The following is a 16,928-nucleotide window of genomic DNA, read 5'->3' as shown; positions in this document are numbered from 1 at the left end:
ACCGGTGACGGCAGCTGAATGACCGACTTGGGCGCTGAGCGGACCAGCGGCTGAAGCTGCCCGAAAGGAGAATACAGCTGCAAGACGAGAGCGGAGATTGAGGTCCCCCGGCTCAAGATCCAAAGCCGACACACTGAGGTGCCCCTGGGTAACCCCGAAGCCGTCCATGGCACTCGGCATTTGGACCTCCATCCCGAGGCCATCCACATAGGATTGCCCTCCGCCATCGCATGGCCTGTTCGGCACTCGACGGTAGCCGACGTCGTCGACAAAATTGGCCTCCGGTATAGGGAGCAGGGCCCCGTTGACAGTGAGCAGCACTTTGCGGCGGTGATCACGCATACGCGCGACACGGAATGACGCAACAGTGACTGGGTATGACTTGCTCCCCCCTGGCCAATTATTTGAGTGACGCCGCCCTTTATTCCATACTGGCGGCGTCGGGGCGTTCATCCTCAATTGCTCTGATGAGATCATCGGCAAACTGCTGAAGGCGCGTGCGTTCATCATCGGAGAAGCTGCGAGGCTTTGTGTCAATGACGCACAACGCCCCCAGGGCCGTACCGTTCGACGTGCGCAATGGCGCTCCAGCATAGAACCTGACGCCCTTCTCCAACAGCATCGGATTATCAGCAAACCGGGGGTCTTCGGTGATGTCGTCAACGACGAGGATCTCGTTTGCCATGGCCACAAACCCGTCGATGGAGACCTCTTGGTGAGCCTCTCGGCTCAAGGCATGCTCTCTGGTCTCACCCACGTCCCCCGCCACCGGCTGCCGCTCTCCGCCTGCAATCGACACGAGCGCGATCGGCACATCGAACGCCTGCGATACCTCACGGGTAATCTCGTCGAAGCGGCCCGTCTGCGAAGAGACCAAGCCCAACTCCTGCAGGGTGGCGAGACGCTCATCCTCGTGTTCCGGGCTTTGGCTTGTCTGGCCCTGAGCCTGCAGGGGGTGCGCTATCCAGGTCTCGATCTGCTGAATGGTCGTTTCGAGAGAGACGGCGGTGTTATCAGCCGCCATGTGAGTTTTCAGGTCGTCGAGGTTTGCCACGTTCGACGGCGCGTTCCAGAGGCAGACCAGCAGCTTCACACCGGGTGCCCGTCGTTTAATGCGCTTGGCAACATAGCGGGCGTAGACCTGCGGCTGCGCATGTAGGTACGACAAGCAGACAACCTTGACGCCGGTGAGGTCGAGTTGGCCTAACGCGTCCTGAGTGACGGTGATCGGAGGCATCACCTTCGCGTGGATCCCTCGCTCCCCCAGCACCTCGGCCACCATCTCGGATGCCGCGCGGTCAAGTTCGGTGCGCCCGGCGATGCAGAGGACCCGGGTTGCCGGTGCAGGCTGCTTTAGCTCCGCTTCAGCCGCTGCGTCTGACGAGCCGTCCTTCTCGCGGACATGATCCTCGATCTCACGTACGACACAAGTGGCAGTCTCAGCTACCTGCCGGCGATAGGTCATATCGCTTACACTCCGCTGCCGGTCGTTCTCGGCAAGGCGCAGAGCCGGCAGGCCGATCCGCTCGTAGAACTCGTGCGAAGAATGCTCGTCGACATACGTCTCGGCTAGATCGACAGCCTCCTCCAGATTGCCCGCCAAGAGGCGCTGGTAGAAGCGCTCCTCGGGCGCGAGCACCGGGTCGTTCCCGAGGAGAACACCAAGGAATTCCAAGTGCGGCACGTATCGTCCGATCACGACGACACAGACGGTCAGGGGCGTTGCTAGAAAGAGGCCAACGGGGCCCCAGAGGGTCGTCCAGAAGATAGCGGCCGTGATGATGGCGAGCGACGATAGGCCGGTGCTCGCACCATAGAGCCACGGCTCGACTACGTTGTTGCTGATCAGCTCCGCCGTCATGAAGAGAGCGGCCACCCAAAACAGCATGGACCAGCCCGGATCGACCGCGATCGCTAGGGCGAGCGGGAAAAGGGCAGCGAGAAAAGGCCCGAGGTAGGGGATAAACCGCAGAACCGCAGCGAGCAGCCCCCAAAGAATGGCGTTTGGAACTCCGATGAAATACAGCGCGATCCCAATCGGCACGCCGTAGGTCAGGTTTACGATGAGCTGCATGAGAAGATAGCGGCTCACCCGCGCGGCTGCGTCGTTCAGCGCCTGCGTGCTCTTCTGGAGGTCTCCTGCACCGACGAGCTTGATGAAGCGGTCGCGCAGATCCTCGCGTTCCAGAAGGACGAAGATCACGAACACCACCACGATCCCGGCCGTCGCCAGTGGGGCAAGAAGTGGCCCTACAATCGTACGAAGGACTTGCAGCGGCTGAGCCTGACCCTGCTCGATCCGCACGGGGATGGGCTCCCGCTCCGAAGGCCGGGTGCGTGCATCCGATGTAGGTGATGTGGGGCCCCCAGGCTTCGGGTCGGAAAGCTCTTTACTGAGGTCCTGAATCGTCGTCGTGACACGGTCGACGACGCCTCCTCCCGGCGCAGAGGACTGGAGAGAGCGGATCTTCTGCTGGATGGTGGTCTGGTAGGTCGGAAGGTTGTTGGCAAGCTGGACGACCTGTGTCCCAACAACGTAGGCGATGCCCGCGATCAGGATGAATGCGAGGGCTACAGCGGTGATCACGGCTGCAATGCGAGGAAACTTGATCCTGCGCAACCAGTCCACAATCGGCGTGAGTGCGAAGGCGAGGAGAGCGGCCAGGGCGAACGGGATGAAGATGTCCTGGCCGAAGTAGAGCGCGCCGATCACAAGGACAATACCGCTGGCGGTCGTGAGCAGGGGGGCAGGAGGAGGGCTCGCAGCTGGCATTGGCGGCGTTGCGGGCTCGGCCATGCTGGTCCCCATTATGCTCAGGCTTGCGAGGGCAGAACTCCCCCCAATGCGATTGGATCCGTCTCATCGCAGGGGCCAAGCTGGAGACGGGAGGTTCGCGGGAGACACTCACGAATGCGCACTGCGCCCGTAGGCGTTCCGGCCCGAGTCGCCGGCAGAATACTCAGATCAGGGCTGTGCAGAGCGCCGGCTGCCGTGGCGCTCTGCGAACGCCTTCGTGAACTCTGCGCCGAAAAGAAGGATCAGCGACGAGTAGTAGATCCACAGCAGGATGGTGATCAGGGACGCTGCCGCTCCGTAGCTCGTCGCCACGCCGCTCGCGCCAAGATACCAGCCGATCAGGATCTTGCCTGCGGTGAAGAGCGTCCCCGTGACGAGTGCGCCCACCGCGACGTCCCGCCAGGTCAGCTCCACATTCGGCAGGAGCTTGTAGATCATCCCGAACAGGAGCGTTGCAATGCCGAAGGAAACGACCGCGTTCGCGGCTCCAAGAATGAGCGCGGCACCGGAGAACCGGGTTTCCAGCCATGCGCCCAGAGCCGATAGGGCCGAGTCGACGATCAGGGAGACCAGAAGCAAGAAGCCCAGTCCGAGGAGGATCGCGAAGCTCAGGACTCGTGACCGGACGAAGGCAAGCAGCCCGTAGTGCTTTGGCGGGGGCACCTTCCAGACGAGGTTGAGGTCGTCCTGCAGCTCGAGCACAGCCCCGGTGACGAGCACGAGGAACGTCACGGTCCCGATCACCGTGCCGCGGATCCCGGACTCAACGTTCGCTGCGCTCGCGATGAGTGCTTCAATCATCTCCGCCGTGGGTTTCCCGAGCATGCCGCCAAATTCTGCGACGATGGCGCCCTGGGCCGCCTCTTGCCCAAAGACGAGGCCCGCGACGGCAATGGCGACGAGCAGCATGGGGGCGAGCGAGAAGACGGTGAAGAACGAGATCGCGGCTGCAAGGCTCATGGCGCGGTCGTCCCACCACCCGACGAGGGCGGCGCGAAGGACGATCAGCCAGGCGGAGGGCAGCTGCATGATGGAAACCCTTGTCGGAGCTGCCGAGGCAATGCCTGCTTCTGGGCTACTGGCCAAGGGGTCACTTGCTGCGCGATAGCAACCTGCGGCTCGGCGCTTGTCACGTCCGCTTTCCGGAAACGCCGAGATCAGCCTAGGTGACCGATACGGGCGCGAAGCGGAAGGTCCGCATGCGGGCAGTCAGCCGGTCTCTAGCACTGCTTCGCGCAAAGCCGGTCCTTAATGGCGCTAGCGCGAACGGCTGTCGCCTGCTCTCACACCAGCGTTAGTCCACCGCCCCCCAGACGAGCGCGGCCGCGAGAGACAGCATCATCGCCCCGACCAGTAGATCGAGCACGCGCCACGCGATCGGCTTCGCGAACAGCGGCGCCAGCGCCCGTGCTCCAAAGCCTAGAGCCGTAAACCAGGATGCGCTCGCGAGCGCCGCCCCGGCAACGAAGATCGGCTGGTGGGTTGGTGGGTGCGAGGCGCCGATGGCTCCGACGAGAAGAACCGTATCGAGGTAGACATGCGGGTTGAGCAGCGTGAAGCCTGCGGCGCTCGCCAGGGCCGAGGGCAGGCTTACCGCACCGGCCCGTTCGATCGCGAGCACGCCGGGGCGCGCGAAACGGGCCAGCGCGGTGACCCCATACCAGGTGAGGAACACGGCGCCGCCGAGGGTCAGAGCGGTCGTGAGCACCGGCGCTGCCCCGATCAGAGCCCCAAGGCCTGCGACCCCGGCTCCAATCAAGATCGCATCGGCGGATGCGCATAGAGCGACGATCGGACCGACATGCTCGCGGCGAAGACCTTGCCGCAGAACAAAGGCGTTCTGGGCGCCGATGGCGATGATCAGGGCCGCTGAGACCGCGAAGCCGTTCAGGAAGGTCGAGAGGTATGACATGCCGGTTCACATACCGAGCGGCCTTCCTGTAGAGAAGCTAAAGCTCCTAAGGACGATGAAGGAACGCTAATCCGTGCTCGACTATGCTGGTCTTTCTGCCCTGGCCGCAGTGGTACGCCAGGGCAGCTTCGAGAGGGCCGCTGCCGCCGTTGGGGTCACACCTTCGGCGGTATCTCAGCGGGTCAGGGCTCTCGAGGAGCGGATGGGGACGGTGCTGGTGATCAGAGGGCAGCCCTGCCAAGCGACCACTGCCGGAGCCCGGCTTTGCGCTCATGTGGAGCGGGTGACGCTCCTCGAGGGCGAGTTGGTCAGTGACCTTCCAGAACTCGGACATCTCGGGCCGGGCGCGCCTGCCACACCCACGATCCGCGTTGCCGTCAACTCGGACAGCCTCGGGAGCTGGTTCATGCCGGCAGCAGCCGCGTTCGCCGACAGCTCGGGAGCTCTCCTCGACATCGTCCTCGACGACGAGGAGCATACAGCGGATCGCCTGCGCTCCGGCGAGGTCCTGGCGGCCATCACCACCCATGGCGACCCGGTCCAGGGCTGCCGCACCATCTGTCTGGGAGGCTTGGTCTACGTCGCGACGGCAAGCCCAGCCTTCATCTGCCGATGGTTTGCGGACGGGGTCACGCCGGAGACGCTCGCGCGAGCGCCGCATCTCCGTTTCGACCGCCGCGACGAACTACAGGTGCGTTGGGCTCGCGACGCGTTCGCTGTGGCCCTGGAGGGGCCGGTGCACTGGGTCCCTGCCACGCAGGGCTTCGTAGACGGCACCCTGGCTGGCCTGGGGTGGGCCATGAACCCCGTGCTGCTCGCTCAGAAGCATCTGGAGGCCGGACGGCTCATCGAGTTTGTGCCCGGAGCGAGGCTCGAGGTCACGCTCTACTGGCAATGCGCTCGCCTCGGAGGGCGCCTTCTCGACGGGCTGACGCGCGCCGTCACTGACGTCGCGCGGTTGCAGCTTAGGGGGCAGTTCTCGACGACAGTTACAACTCGCAAAATCTGAACCTCCAGATCGGTTTACCCGCCAGTCCGGCCGAACCAGATGCCAAACAGGGCTGCGATAGCGACGAGGGTCAAAAATCCGTTGGAGATGATCAGGAGAACGGGTGGGAGCCGGCGGACGCTGGGGTCGGGCGAAGTGACGCCTGGAAACAACTCGCGCCAGACCGCAACGACGAAGCACATCGCGCTGAACAGGACCAGAAGCGATCCGGTGCCTATGATCAGCCACTCGTGAACGACCCCGTCGAGAAGTTTCTTCGCCCCGATGCCGCTGGCCAGCGACGCGAGGCCTGTCCGGATCCAAGCTGCGTAGGTTCTCTCGGCGGCAAGGACGGTACGGTCAGCTGCAAGCTCCGTTCGCCTGTCAGCCGAGTCCTTCAGTTTCTCTGTGGAGGACGTCAGCTCCTGGGATGAGGCGCTCACGCTTTCCGACGTTTGGGCTAGCTTTTCAGCCGAGTCTCGCAGGACCTCCGGGCGACTGTCGCCGTTTGCCGACATCATGGGAGCTCCATTCACCTGTGGCCATGCCCCGACCGGCATGGCAAAGTTCTAAGCTAAGGAACTTGCCCTGAACCTCGCATGATCCCCACATTGAGCTGAGCCGATCGCGCCTGAGCGGAGAACCGCCTACGGCACAACTGCGGTCAGCCACCCTCGGTATCCGCTTTCCGGAGAAAGCTCGATCAGTGTTTTTGACCAGCTTAGGCGCGAAGCCGCCGTGCTCATCTTAACGCGTAGCGTTTACATATCGTCAGCGCCTGTCGTCCTCGCCGACGCGGTGACCACACTGTGCAAAAGGGTCAGCGTCTCGGCAAGGCGCACGCTATCGAAGGATATGCTCAAGCTCCACTCTGCACGTAGCCCCCTGCCATTGTCTCAGCTTCGCCAGAGGCGCTTGGTGCACTGGGCTCGTCGCTGCACTTCGTCGAGCCCGAGATCGGCAAGCTCCTGTGAAGAGAGATCCCGCAACTGCCGCCGGGTGCGGTGGCGCCTGACCCAGAGGGGGAAATGGGCCCGCCAGCCCGGATCGGGCAAGCTTGCCGGTGCTGCCCAAGCTTCGTGAAGCGCGCGTCCGCTTAAGCCGTCGTGTTCGATATCGTGGCTCCACTCGGGCCCGGCGGGGGCCACGTCGTAGAGCGCAGGGGCGCACGGCGAGTCGATGCGCAAGGACAGCCGAGGTTCCCTCGCAGGCGAGCGCACCCCGCTCGGCAACACCCAACCGGAATAGGCGACCGAAGGCCACATAAACGCACCTTGCGTCCGCGATGGTCAGGGTTTGTTTCGGAATCAGAGCGAGCTTGCGCGAGCTATCCCGCCCGTCAGGTCTCGACCCCCGAGATCCGCTGCCGCATCCCTCTGGGGCCGAGCCCGACGGACCGTGAGATGGTGGACAACCACAGTCGCGGTGTTCTGGGGGAGGTGGGCATACATCTCCCCCTTCTCTTTTATCGGCGCGATATGTGACCGGAACAATGCGACGGCCGAGCTTGCCCCCGGTTCCTCGCCGACATGGTTTCCACAAGTCAGACCGGGAAGCAGCGGAAATCAGACCTTCGAAAGTCGGCTCGGCGCTCTCGGAGGCGCTGTTCCGGAACCCGCGACACGGCCGAGCATAGACCTAGTGACCGTAGCTTGACTGTCGTTTCGCTCCGGTCCGGCCGGGCGGACCATCCGACCGACACCCGTCCGGCCGTCCTCTGCCGCACATAGAAAAGCCCCAACTCGGGGTCGGGCCGAGGTGGGGCTTTCGGGACCGATACGCAGCACAAGGTCCACTGAGGTCGACCATGCCGCACAGCGATGAACACGGGGCTAGCGAGAGCCTCTCGACCGCTGTCTCGGATTAGGACACTCTCCACGGCAGCACCGGACGTGAACCCGCAGAGCGTGAGCCGCAGCCTGCGAAAAGACGCCCCCGAACCTTGGGACGGTGCCGGGCCGAGAGGCTCTCATGACGTATGGGGCATTCGGGGGAAGAGAGCGCTGGCGTGCTGCAGGCCCGGAATGAGCCGGGAAGCGAGCAGCCGGCGTCGGCCGATGGTGCCGGAGGGATAAGCCCCTCCGGCACCACGTCGTTCAGGCTCCTAGGTCGAGACGCCCTCTCCCCCGTCAACCACCGTAGCTCTGGTCGATCACTTTCGGTGCAGCCGTCGCAAGCTGACAGCGGAACGCCGTCCGTCTACCGCAGCCCAAAGCTGCCTCGGGGTAGGATCGCGCTACTCTTCAATGTCGGGCTGCCCTCCCATGTGGGCGGCTGCCGCGCCCGCCACCTCTCAGGTCGGCCACAGCACTTCGGCTTTGGCAAAGCGGCCCTCAGGCGTCGTTGCGCACGACATCATGGCTTCGCGCACCTCATGGAAGTCAGACCGCGTGTAGACGATGCGGATGCGCATCTGCCCTTCATAACCCCCGTCCGGCAACCGTCGCTCCGGACGAGCCGAAACCGCTTCGACCTGAACCGCAGGATTGTACTTGCGAGCGCCCTCTTCAGCCTGCTGCCGGCACACCTCAACCGTTCTATTGCGACCTGGTCGGGCCTCGAGAGGCGTCGGGAAGGTGGCGAGCACATCGGCTCGGCCCTTCACGAGCCCCCAGCCTGCAGCGGCGACCGTCACGATGGGCTCTTCATGAGCCGCCTTGGTCTTTGAGGACGACGGTCCGAGCTGCCAGGGCATGTACTGGGTCATGCTGGCATCGATCGGCTGCTCGTCACTGCCGTAGGCGAACGAGCCCGTCGTGGTCACCTGGGTCGCGCCGAGGAACTGCGCGCACCCGCCCAGGAGAGCGCAGGCGGTGGTGACGATGAGAACGCGATGCATGATGAGCCCCCGTGCAGCCTTGACTGTTTCCAGACAATGCGGAACGAGCGAGACCGTTTCCTCGCTCCAGCCCTCTTCTCGCGGGCTCGTACATCACCGCTTGGGGCCGCCGAGACCGGTTGCGATAGTTCCCGCCGTGCAGTTGCCCGGCATGAGCGCACTCCTGATCATGGCAGCTCACGGGCGTCAGAGGGATCGATGGCGCCTCTGGCCTGAGGTCGCAATAGAGCATGCAAGGCGTATCTTGGGTCGAGAGGCTGCCGCACATCGCGCGGCAGCCGGTTTGTGGCTCAGCGGCAGCGGCGAACCCGCTCCACGATCATGCCTCGCGGCGTCATGCGCCGGACCACCTCGACCCTGCAGAACTGTCGCCGCGGACGCACGACGCGTCTCTCGATGTAGCGAGGTCCGCCGCGGTAAACGGGCCCACGCCGAATGACGCGCTCGCGGCGCTCGATGTACTGCGCCTGCACAAGTGCAGGGTCCCGTGCGGCGAGACCATGGCCGGCGATGAACGGTGCGGCAGAGGCAACGGGTGCACCTAGGATGATGAAGGCGGTCACGGCAGCAGCACCAGGGCCGGTCAGAATACGCTTCATTCGTCTCTCCTTCGGATCGCCCCCATGGCGGATCTGATGTTCCTCCAACTTAACGTCAGGTGAACCTCGTCCCGGTTGTCCCCGGCTACGATCTGACGCTCCAGGCCAGTCATCAAGTAAGCCTGAACGCCTCGTCGATGGCGCTCCTCGCGCCGGTGCCCGTCTGCGGCCCACCCTGTAGATCGCATCGCCGAGCACCACGGCGCACACGCCGTGGGGAGGCGTAAGCGTCAGCGCGTACGCTTGCCATCGGTCGGTGGCTGGGTTGTAAGCGTCGTTCTGGCCGTACACCCTGTTCGTACCCTCGCCGCCCACGCCCTCGCGGCAACCACGCCATAGCCACGGATGCGGTGGGGCCCGTCGTCTCGAAAGGGGCAATCGCGTTCGACCGGCTGTCCTATGCCGTTGTCCCTTGCCCGAGCGCCGTCATGATCTCGACGAGGGTCGCCCGCTCGGCATCGCTCACGACAACACCGCCGAACCCAAGAAAACCGCCCTCTGTCCCTGCCTCGGCCGCTCGTTGTGCGACGGTCTGGAGCCACCGCTTGAACCCGGCCGCCTCATCGGGCGCTTTGCTATCGAGAAGCGAGGACACGCCCCGAAGCTCGTCGATCGCACGGGCCTTGAGATCGGACAGCTGCGCGCCCTTGAAGCGCGCTTGCATCGCCTCGCGAGCGGACGTTCGAACATCCGCGTTCGTCATGTCCTCGGCGACGGCCTTGGCCAGCGGGTTCGCCCCGGCATCCTGCTTCACTTCCAGCAGCGCCCAGCCTCCGGACATGCTCTCCTTCAGCAGGCCCCAAAGCCCGCTCGGATCAGCGGCCGTGATAGCCATGCTGGCCACCATGGGGCTCCCGACGACGCGCGCCCATTCGTCCGGGGTGAAGTTTGCCTTGCCAGTCATCGCGTCCTCCTCGACCGCATCCTCAATGGCAGGGCGCACGGGAGGTTCCCTACAGGCAGATGCAACAATGCTCTAGCGCGGGGCTGCTCGCCCATTGTGCGGTGCTCCGGCAAGCCGGCTCGCCTGGAACCCTGCGCCGCACGGAATGTTGCGGTCGATACCCCAAGGGAGGACACGCCCATGTTCATGCGAGTCGACAAGCTGCAAGCCGAGCTCCCGGCCCCCAAGCGCAAGGATCCGAATGCCGCGGCCGCCCTCCAGGAGTTGCTCGGCGGCAAGTATGGCGAGATGTCTACCCTGGGCAACTACATGTTCCAGAGCTTCAACTTCCGCTCCAAGAGCAAGCTGCGCCCCTTCTACAGCCTCGTGGCCAGCATCACAGCCGAGGAGCTCGGGCATGTCGAGCTCGTGAGCAACGGCGTAGCGATGCTCGCCAACGGCCCCGACAATGACGGTGACGAAGCGGACGGGGGCGACATCTCGGACGCGCCCTTCGCCGACATGAAGGACATCCGCCTTGCGGCGGCCTTCCTCTCGCACGGGGGCGGCGCGACACCAATCAACAGCAACGGCTCACCCTGGAATAACGACTTCGTGACCACCAGCGGCAACGTCGTCACCGACCTCCTGCACAACTTCCACCTCGAATGTGGCGCTCGGCTGCACAAGCTTCGCGTCTACGAGACGCTGACCGACCCGACGGGGCGCGAGGTGTGCGGCTATCTTTTGGTGCGCGGCTCGGTGCACGCCCATGCCTACGCGTTGGCGCTGAAGCAGATCACCGGTGTGGAGATCGAGAAGATGCTGCCGACGCCCAACATCAACCTCGACAAGATCCCGGAATGCCAGAAGTACCTCGCGGAGGGGTCGCATCGCCGGCTCTACACCTTCAGCCCTGGCGACTACAAGGAGATGGCTGGCATCTGGGGTGGCGGCGAGATGGCGCTCCCTGGCGACCCGCCTGGTGAACTGGAGGTGGTCGAAGGCATGCCGGACGGCGGCAAGATCCACCAGCTCACGGGCGTGCCATCGGCCTTCACGCCTGATTACGCACCCGAGGAGATGTTCGAGATCGCCGAGAAGCTCACGAAGGCCGCACGCTAGCAGCACGTGAGCCTAAAGGCGTCGCAGTAGCACAGTAGCCCAACCCAAGAAGCTCTGACCCCGTCAGCCCGAAGGGTAAGGTGGGCTCAGAGCTTCAGATGGTCGGAAGGGGGCAACCGAACCGCCGTGATCTAGCCATCCCAGCGCTCTACCCACGGCCGGCGTCTCTGCGCGGCAAGGGCCGCTCGCTCAGGCTTTCTTCAGCTCGGATGCCTTGTGGGCGGCCTCCTTGCCCGACCTGTTGCTCTTGACGATGTACTGTGGATCGTCCTTTGAAGCCGCAACCTTGTGCCCCTTGATCTTGGTGGGCGTGGTCTGCTTCCTCACTACGTGGCCGACGCTGTGGCCGCCCGACGAGTCCCAGGCAACCTTGTCGCCGCTCTTCAACGATTTTGCCATCGCGGTCTCCTGCGGGTGATGCGGTGCCTCGCACCGCCCCTCCTTCGGAACCGCAACCCGCTCCCCCGTTCCTGGCCGCGTCAGACCGCCGCTCGCAGGCCATGTCTACTTGGTTCTGGGAGTTGCCGAGCGGGCGGGTTTGACGCGTATCGGACGATGACCATTGTCCGGAGCGGGTGCGAAGCCGAACGCGCGTTCTTGGCGCGACCACGACCAGCCGATTGGTATACCCGATGTCCGCTTCCGAGCGTGCGGCGACCAGACCTGAATGACCGGTATGGGCGCGAAGCGGAACGGGCGTTCTTGGACGGAAACGGAATGGCAACTTCCGGTGCCCAAACATCGAAAGCCGACATTGGCGGCCTTCGAGGCGGCGGGCGTCATCGGCCCCTCGATGAACCCCCGGCTAGGACGGATGTACTCTGGCCAGCGTTCGTGCCCGCGCCTGCTTAACGACGCAGGCGCCCGACTGGCGGTTTCGATCAGCCCCCGTCCGTACAGGCAAGATCCCGAGGTGGCCGCACCAGGGCCCCGTTCGCCCTGGAGCAATGGCTCGTTGCATTCCAGCTTAGTTCATCGCGCCAGGGCTTACCCCAGCTAAGGGCCAGCGCCCTCGACGATGACGACGTCGACCGTTGCGGCTCCCTCGCGCAGCCGCGCCACCTCGGCGTAATCCGGGCCATGCCAACAGGCGTGGGCTGTCTCATAGCTGTCGAACTCAATTACGACGTTGCGCGGTCTCGATTCGCCCTCGACTGCCTCGAAGTGACCGCCCACGACCAGGAAGCGCCCGCCGAACCGCTCGATGTGAGCTGGGAGTGCTCTCGTGTAGGCACCGTAGCGCTCAGGGTCGTTCACCTCGATGCGGGCAATCCAGTAGCCTTTCGACATCGTCCTCTCCCTGCCTTACCCTGGGTATCGCTACGTCAGACCTGTAGCTCCGTATGGGCTCTGCCCTTGAGCCTCGTTGGGATGGGACAACGGGACTGTCAGCCCGACCTTGACGCGGTCCATGGCGACGAAGGTGCGGAACCGCTTCACGTTGCTGTTCCCGAAGAACAGGCGGCGGGTGAGCGCCTCGTAAGCGCCCATGCTCGGCACGACGACGACCAGGACGAAGTCCGCCTCGCCGGTGACGTAGTAGCACTGCTGCACCTCCGGCCGGGAGGCGAACTCGCGCTTAACGGCATCGATCTGCTCCGCCGTCTCGCTGATCAGTTCGACCTCGACGAAGATCGTGAGGGCGTGCCCGACACGGGCTGGATCGATCACGGCGACGTTCGCCTGGATGACCCCGGCTCGCTCCATTCGCCGGATACGGCGCTGGACCGCCGCCGCGGACAGGTTCACCGCCTCGCCGATCACCCGCTGCGGCGTGGACGCGTCCCGCTGCAGGATGCCCAGAATAGCCAAGTCGAAGGCGTCGAGGGGCGGACGTGACGGATCGGCCAGGAGACCCTCCTCGTGGCGCAACGAACTTGCATCGGGCAGCGCCAATGAGAGCCCCTTTCTCGCTGCGGGTGCAATATCCTCCCGTCGCTTATCCGAGGACGACGATGTTCCTGCCCAATCGACATCCCGACTACCGGACCGCCCTCGACCCGCGCGATGCCGAGGCCCTTGGCTTGGACGCGGCCATCGAAGTCGAGCGGCACCTCATCTATCGCGACAACCACGCTCCGACACCCCTTCACACGCTCGGAGCGCTCGCGGGCGAACTCGGGGTTAGCACCGTCCACGTCAAGGACGAGGGCTTCCGGCTCGGGCTCGGCAGCTTCAAGGCCCTGGGTGGCGCCTATGCGGTGGCCTGCCTGGTCCTGGAGGAGGCGGGCCGCCAGCTCGGGCGGCGGGTCGACGTCGCTGAGCTGCGGACGCCCGCGGTCCGCGCCCTCGCGGCCGGGATGACCTTCGCCTGCGCGACGGACGGCAACCATGGGCGCTCCGTCGCGCAGGGGGCCGAGCTCGTCGGGGCCGCGTCCGTGATCTTCGTCCATGCCGGTGTCACCGACGGCCGCGTGGCGGCCATCGCCCGCTACGGCGCCCGGATGATCCGCGTCGAGGGGACCTACGACGACTCGGTCGCCGAGGCGGCCCGGGTCTCGGCAGAAAACGGCTGGACCGTCGTCTCGGACACGTCGTGGCCGGGCTACGAGCGCATCCCCGGGCTGGTGATGCAGGGCTACACCGCCATGGTGCGTGAGTTCCTGCGTCAGTTGCCCGAGCCCCCGACCCACGTGTTCGTGCAGTCCGGGGTCGGGGGCGTCGCAGCTGCCGTCGCGGGCCACCTCGCCCTCGCGCTGGGCGAACGCCGCCCCGCCTTCGTGGTCGTCGATCCGGCGCGCGCGGCTTGCTTGTTCGAGACCGCCCGGGCGGGTCACCCGGTGAGGGTCGAGCACGGCGAGCCGACGGTCATGGCCATGCTCGAATGCTACGAGCCATCGCTCGTGGCCTGGAATGTCCTATCGCGCGTCGCGGACGCTTTCATGACCGTCGACGAGGAGGACGCGGTCACCGTAATGAACCGGCTCGCCCGCCCGCGAGGGGGCGACCCGGCCATCGTGGCCGGCGAGAGCGGTGGCGCGGGTCTCGCCGGCGTCGTTCGCGCGGCCACGGATCCCGCGATCCGGGCCGCGCTGCGTCTCGACGGGACGTCCCGGGTCGTCGTCGTCAACACGGAAGGCGCGACCGATCCGGAGCGCTATGCCGAGCTGGTCGGGTTGCGTCCGGGCGACGTCCGGCCCGAGCCCGCCATCGACGCGGGAGCCGCCGCATGAGCCGGCCCTCTATCGACGGTCAGCGGCTCCTCGCCTGGATCCGGGCGCTCGGGCAGGTGGGGCGCGATGATGCCGGCAGGCTGATCCGGCTCGCGGCATCCGATGCCGACAAGGCAGGGCGCGACACCCTGGTCCAATGGATCCGCGAGGCCGGCCTCGATCTCGCGGTCGACCGCGTGGGCAACGTCTTCGGGATCTGGCGCGAGACCCGCCATGGCGACAAGGCTCCCGTCCTCGTCGGCTCGCACATCGACACGGTGATCGACGCCGGTATCTATGACGGGTGCTACGGCGTGCTGGCCGGACTGGAGGTGATCCAGACGCTCAGGACCGCCGGCTTCGTCCCCGCCCGCCCAATCGCGGTCGCCGCCTTCACCAACGAGGAGGGCGTGCGCTACGCCCCCGATATGATGGGCTCCCTCGTCCATGCCGGCGGGCTCCCGGTCGACGAGGCGCTGGCGACCATCGGCACGGACGGCACTGAGCTCGGGGCGGAGCTGGCGCGCATCGGTTACGCGGGTTCCGAGGAGCCGGGTTTCTTGCGACCGCACGCCTATGTCGAGCTGCATGTCGAGCAGGGGCCGCTGCTGGACCGCGAGGGCGTCACCGTCGGGACGGTCGAGACCCTGCAGGGCATCTCCTGGCAGCGGATCACCATCGAGGGCGAGGCCAATCACGCCGGCACGACGCCCATGGCGATGCGCCGCGATGCCGGGCACGCCGCGGCCCGCGTGGTCACCTTCCTGCGCGACCGGGCCAAGAGCGCGAACGCGCCGACCGTGGCCACGGTGGGCTGCATGAGCTTCGAGCCGAACGCGATCAACGTCATCCCCGCCCGGGCCGTGTTCACGGTCGACCTGCGCGACCCTGACGAGGGGCGGCTTGCGGCCGAGGAGGCGGCGCTGGCCGCCTATCTGGAGGAGCTCGCGGCGGCGGAGGACGTCACGATCTCGGTCGAGCGGCTGGCGCGGTTCGAGCCGGTGATCTTCGACCGCCGGATCGTGGCGCTGGTGGAGGACACCGCCCAGGCGCGTGGGCTCGCCTCGCGGCGGATGAGCTCGGGCGCAGGGCACGACGCCCAGATGATCGCCCGCATCGCGCCGTCGGCCATGATCTTCGTGCCGAGCGTCGACGGGATCCGCCACAATCCGCGCGAACTCACGCACGACCGGAACCTCATCGCGGGAGCCAACGTCCTGCTGGACGTCGTCGCGCGCCTCGCTGGCGAGACAGGAGAGACCGATGACCGCTGATCTCGATGCCCTCGAACGGGAGATGACGACCTGGCGTCGCGACCTCCACGCTCACCCGGAATTTGGCTTTGAGGAGAAGCGCACCAGCGCCTTCGTCGCCGCCAAGCTGCGGGAGTTCGGCCTCGACGACGTGGCGGAGGGCGTGGGCGGCACCGGGGTGGTCGGCACGCTCAGGCGTGGCACCGGTAACCGGGCCATCGCGCTCCGGGCCGACATGGACGCCTTGCGCATCGCCGAGCAGGGCACGCACGCCCACCGTTCGCTGAACCCCGGGACGATGCATGCCTGCGGGCATGACGGCCACACCGCGATGCTGCTCGGGGCGGCGAAGCTGCTGGCCGAGGGGGGCGGCTTCGACGGCACGGTGCGCTTCGTCTTCCAGCCCGCGGAGGAGTGGGGCCGAGGCGCGCTCGCCATGCTGGCCGACGGGTTGATGGAGCGCTTCCCCTTCGAGGAGATCTATGGCCTGCACAACGTGCCGGGCTTGCCCGTCGGGCACTTCGAGACACGGGTCGGGCCGATCATGTCGGCGGAGGACAACTTTGAGATCGTGCTCACGGGTGTCGGCGGGCATGCGGCCCGCCCGCACTGGGGCAACGAGGTCCTCGTCGCGGCCTGCTCGACGGTGATGAACCTCCAAACCATCGTGTCGCGCCGCCTGAGCCCCACCGACATCGGCGTGATCTCGGTCACCGAGCTGATCACGGACGGCACGCGCAACGCACTTCCCGGACTTGCCCGCATCCTGGGCGACGCCCGCAGCTTCCGGCCGGAGGTGAGCGCCGAGATCGAGCGGCAGATGCCGATCGTGGCGCAGGGGACAGCGCTCACGTACAACGTGGCGGCGGACGTGACCTACACTCGCGAGTTCGTGCCTCTCCTGAACGATGCCGCCCTGGTCGAGGAAGCCTTCGCGGCGGCTCGCGCCGTCTTCGAGCCGAGCCATGTCGCGACGGCCAGCGAGCCGATGACGGGCTCGGAGGATTTCGCCCGCTTCTTGGAGCTTGTGCCGGGCTGCTTCGCCTTCGTCGGCAACGGCGAGGGTTCGGCGCCGCTGCACAATCCCAACTACGACTTCAACGACGACGGGCTCATCCACGGAACTCGCTTCCACGCCGCCATCGTCCGCCAGCGCCTGCTCTAGGCCGGAAAGACTGGTTCATAACTGCCGTCAGATGTCGAGTATGGCGCAACCCCGACCTTTCGAATGGCGCCCGAGAGATCCGCTTACCGGAAATACCTTGGCCAATCTCAACGACTGGAATGGGCGCTGAGCAGAAGGTCTGCCTTTAGGCGGCAAGTTAATCTTTGCTGGGCAGCGGTCCATTTGGAGGCGGGTGCAGGTTAGACCGGTGGCTT

Annotated in this window: 16 protein-coding genes; 5 read left to right on the top strand and 11 right to left on the bottom strand. The window is 65.7% G+C overall.

Features of this window, described 5'->3' with window-relative positions; all coding sequences use genetic code 11:
• Positions 1 to 421: 421 nt before the first annotated feature.
• The 3 genes from F0L46_RS15045 to F0L46_RS15035 form a co-directional block, all read right to left on the bottom strand.
• A complete protein-coding gene (locus F0L46_RS15045) occupies positions 422 to 2,797 on the bottom strand; it encodes an AI-2E family transporter (RefSeq protein WP_149818955.1) in 2,376 nt (791 codons plus the stop codon).
• A gap of 168 nt (positions 2,798 to 2,965) precedes the next feature.
• Complete coding sequence (locus F0L46_RS15040; RefSeq protein WP_149819032.1) at positions 2,966 to 3,826, bottom strand: YihY/virulence factor BrkB family protein; 861 nt, start codon at positions 3,824 to 3,826, stop codon at positions 2,966 to 2,968.
• Between the two features lie 265 nt (positions 3,827 to 4,091).
• Entirely contained in the window at positions 4,092 to 4,709 is a 618-nt protein-coding gene (locus F0L46_RS15035) for a LysE/ArgO family amino acid transporter (RefSeq protein WP_149818953.1), read from the bottom strand.
• Between the two features lie 73 nt (positions 4,710 to 4,782).
• On the opposite strand from F0L46_RS15035, the gene F0L46_RS15030 reads away from it, so the two are divergent.
• Positions 4,783 to 5,718, top strand: a complete 936-nt coding sequence (locus F0L46_RS15030; RefSeq protein ID WP_149818951.1) for a LysR family transcriptional regulator ArgP — start codon at positions 4,783 to 4,785, stop codon at positions 5,716 to 5,718.
• Between the two features lie 14 nt (positions 5,719 to 5,732).
• On the opposite strand, the gene F0L46_RS15025 is transcribed toward F0L46_RS15030, so the two are convergent.
• The 5 genes from F0L46_RS15025 to F0L46_RS15005 form a co-directional block, all read right to left on the bottom strand.
• Positions 5,733 to 6,218 carry a YidH family protein gene (locus tag F0L46_RS15025; protein WP_240540008.1) on the bottom strand — a complete coding sequence of 162 codons (486 nt, stop codon included), beginning with the start codon at positions 6,216 to 6,218 and terminating at the stop codon, positions 5,733 to 5,735.
• A 375-nt stretch (positions 6,219 to 6,593) separates the two neighbouring features.
• Positions 6,594 to 6,962 (bottom strand): YjiS-like domain-containing protein, encoded by a 369-nt coding sequence (locus tag F0L46_RS15020; RefSeq protein WP_149818949.1) that lies wholly within the window; start codon positions 6,960 to 6,962, stop codon positions 6,594 to 6,596.
• 1,028 nt (positions 6,963 to 7,990) lie between these two features.
• Positions 7,991 to 8,536 (bottom strand): hypothetical protein, encoded by a 546-nt coding sequence (locus F0L46_RS15015; RefSeq protein WP_149818947.1) that lies wholly within the window; start codon positions 8,534 to 8,536, stop codon positions 7,991 to 7,993.
• Between the two features lie 290 nt (positions 8,537 to 8,826).
• A complete protein-coding gene (locus F0L46_RS15010) occupies positions 8,827 to 9,135 on the bottom strand; it encodes a hypothetical protein (RefSeq protein ID WP_149818945.1) in 309 nt (102 codons plus the stop codon).
• 397 nt (positions 9,136 to 9,532) lie between these two features.
• On the bottom strand, positions 9,533 to 10,078 hold the full coding sequence (locus F0L46_RS15005) for a hypothetical protein (protein ID WP_240540007.1): 546 nt from the start codon (positions 10,076 to 10,078) through the stop codon (positions 9,533 to 9,535).
• A 141-nt stretch (positions 10,079 to 10,219) separates the two neighbouring features.
• On the opposite strand from F0L46_RS15005, the gene F0L46_RS15000 reads away from it, so the two are divergent.
• A complete protein-coding gene (locus F0L46_RS15000; protein ID WP_149818943.1) occupies positions 10,220 to 11,143 on the top strand; it encodes a manganese catalase family protein in 924 nt (307 codons plus the stop codon).
• A 189-nt stretch (positions 11,144 to 11,332) separates the two neighbouring features.
• Here F0L46_RS15000 and F0L46_RS14995 read toward each other — a convergent pair whose 3' ends face one another.
• The 3 genes from F0L46_RS14995 to F0L46_RS14985 all read right to left on the bottom strand — a co-directional run bounded on the left by F0L46_RS14995 (position 11,333) and on the right by F0L46_RS14985 (position 13,015).
• A complete protein-coding gene (locus F0L46_RS14995) occupies positions 11,333 to 11,542 on the bottom strand; it encodes a hypervirulence associated TUDOR domain-containing protein (RefSeq protein WP_149818941.1) in 210 nt (69 codons plus the stop codon).
• 597 nt (positions 11,543 to 12,139) lie between these two features.
• Positions 12,140 to 12,433: a DUF1330 domain-containing protein gene (locus F0L46_RS14990; protein ID WP_149818939.1), complete on the bottom strand. Its 294-nt coding sequence runs from the start codon at positions 12,431 to 12,433 to the stop codon at positions 12,140 to 12,142.
• 30 nt (positions 12,434 to 12,463) lie between these two features.
• Positions 12,464 to 13,015 (bottom strand): Lrp/AsnC family transcriptional regulator, encoded by a 552-nt coding sequence (locus tag F0L46_RS14985; RefSeq protein ID WP_438646683.1) that lies wholly within the window; start codon positions 13,013 to 13,015, stop codon positions 12,464 to 12,466.
• An 83-nt stretch (positions 13,016 to 13,098) separates the two neighbouring features.
• On the opposite strand from F0L46_RS14985, the gene F0L46_RS14980 reads away from it, so the two are divergent.
• The 3 genes from F0L46_RS14980 to F0L46_RS14970 are packed head-to-tail and all read left to right on the top strand — an operon-like array spanning position 13,099 to position 16,713.
• Positions 13,099 to 14,316, top strand: coding sequence for a diaminopropionate ammonia-lyase (locus F0L46_RS14980; protein WP_149818935.1), 1,218 nt, complete (start codon positions 13,099 to 13,101; stop codon positions 14,314 to 14,316).
• Positions 14,313 to 15,569, top strand: coding sequence for a Zn-dependent hydrolase (locus tag F0L46_RS14975; protein ID WP_149818933.1), 1,257 nt, complete (start codon positions 14,313 to 14,315; stop codon positions 15,567 to 15,569). Before F0L46_RS14980 ends, F0L46_RS14975 begins: the two co-directional genes overlap by 4 nt.
• Positions 15,559 to 16,713 carry a M20 aminoacylase family protein gene (locus tag F0L46_RS14970; protein ID WP_149818931.1) on the top strand — a complete coding sequence of 385 codons (1,155 nt, stop codon included), beginning with the start codon at positions 15,559 to 15,561 and terminating at the stop codon, positions 16,711 to 16,713. Before F0L46_RS14975 ends, F0L46_RS14970 begins: the two co-directional genes overlap by 11 nt.
• Positions 16,714 to 16,928: the final 215 nt, after the last annotated feature.

The sequence above is a fragment of the Salinarimonas soli genome (genome assembly GCF_008386575.1).
In the GTDB taxonomy this organism is placed as follows: domain Bacteria; phylum Pseudomonadota; class Alphaproteobacteria; order Rhizobiales; family Beijerinckiaceae; genus Salinarimonas_A; species Salinarimonas_A soli.
Note: the sequence above shows the minus strand (reverse complement) of the source record. Positions and strands in the feature narration are given on the sequence as shown.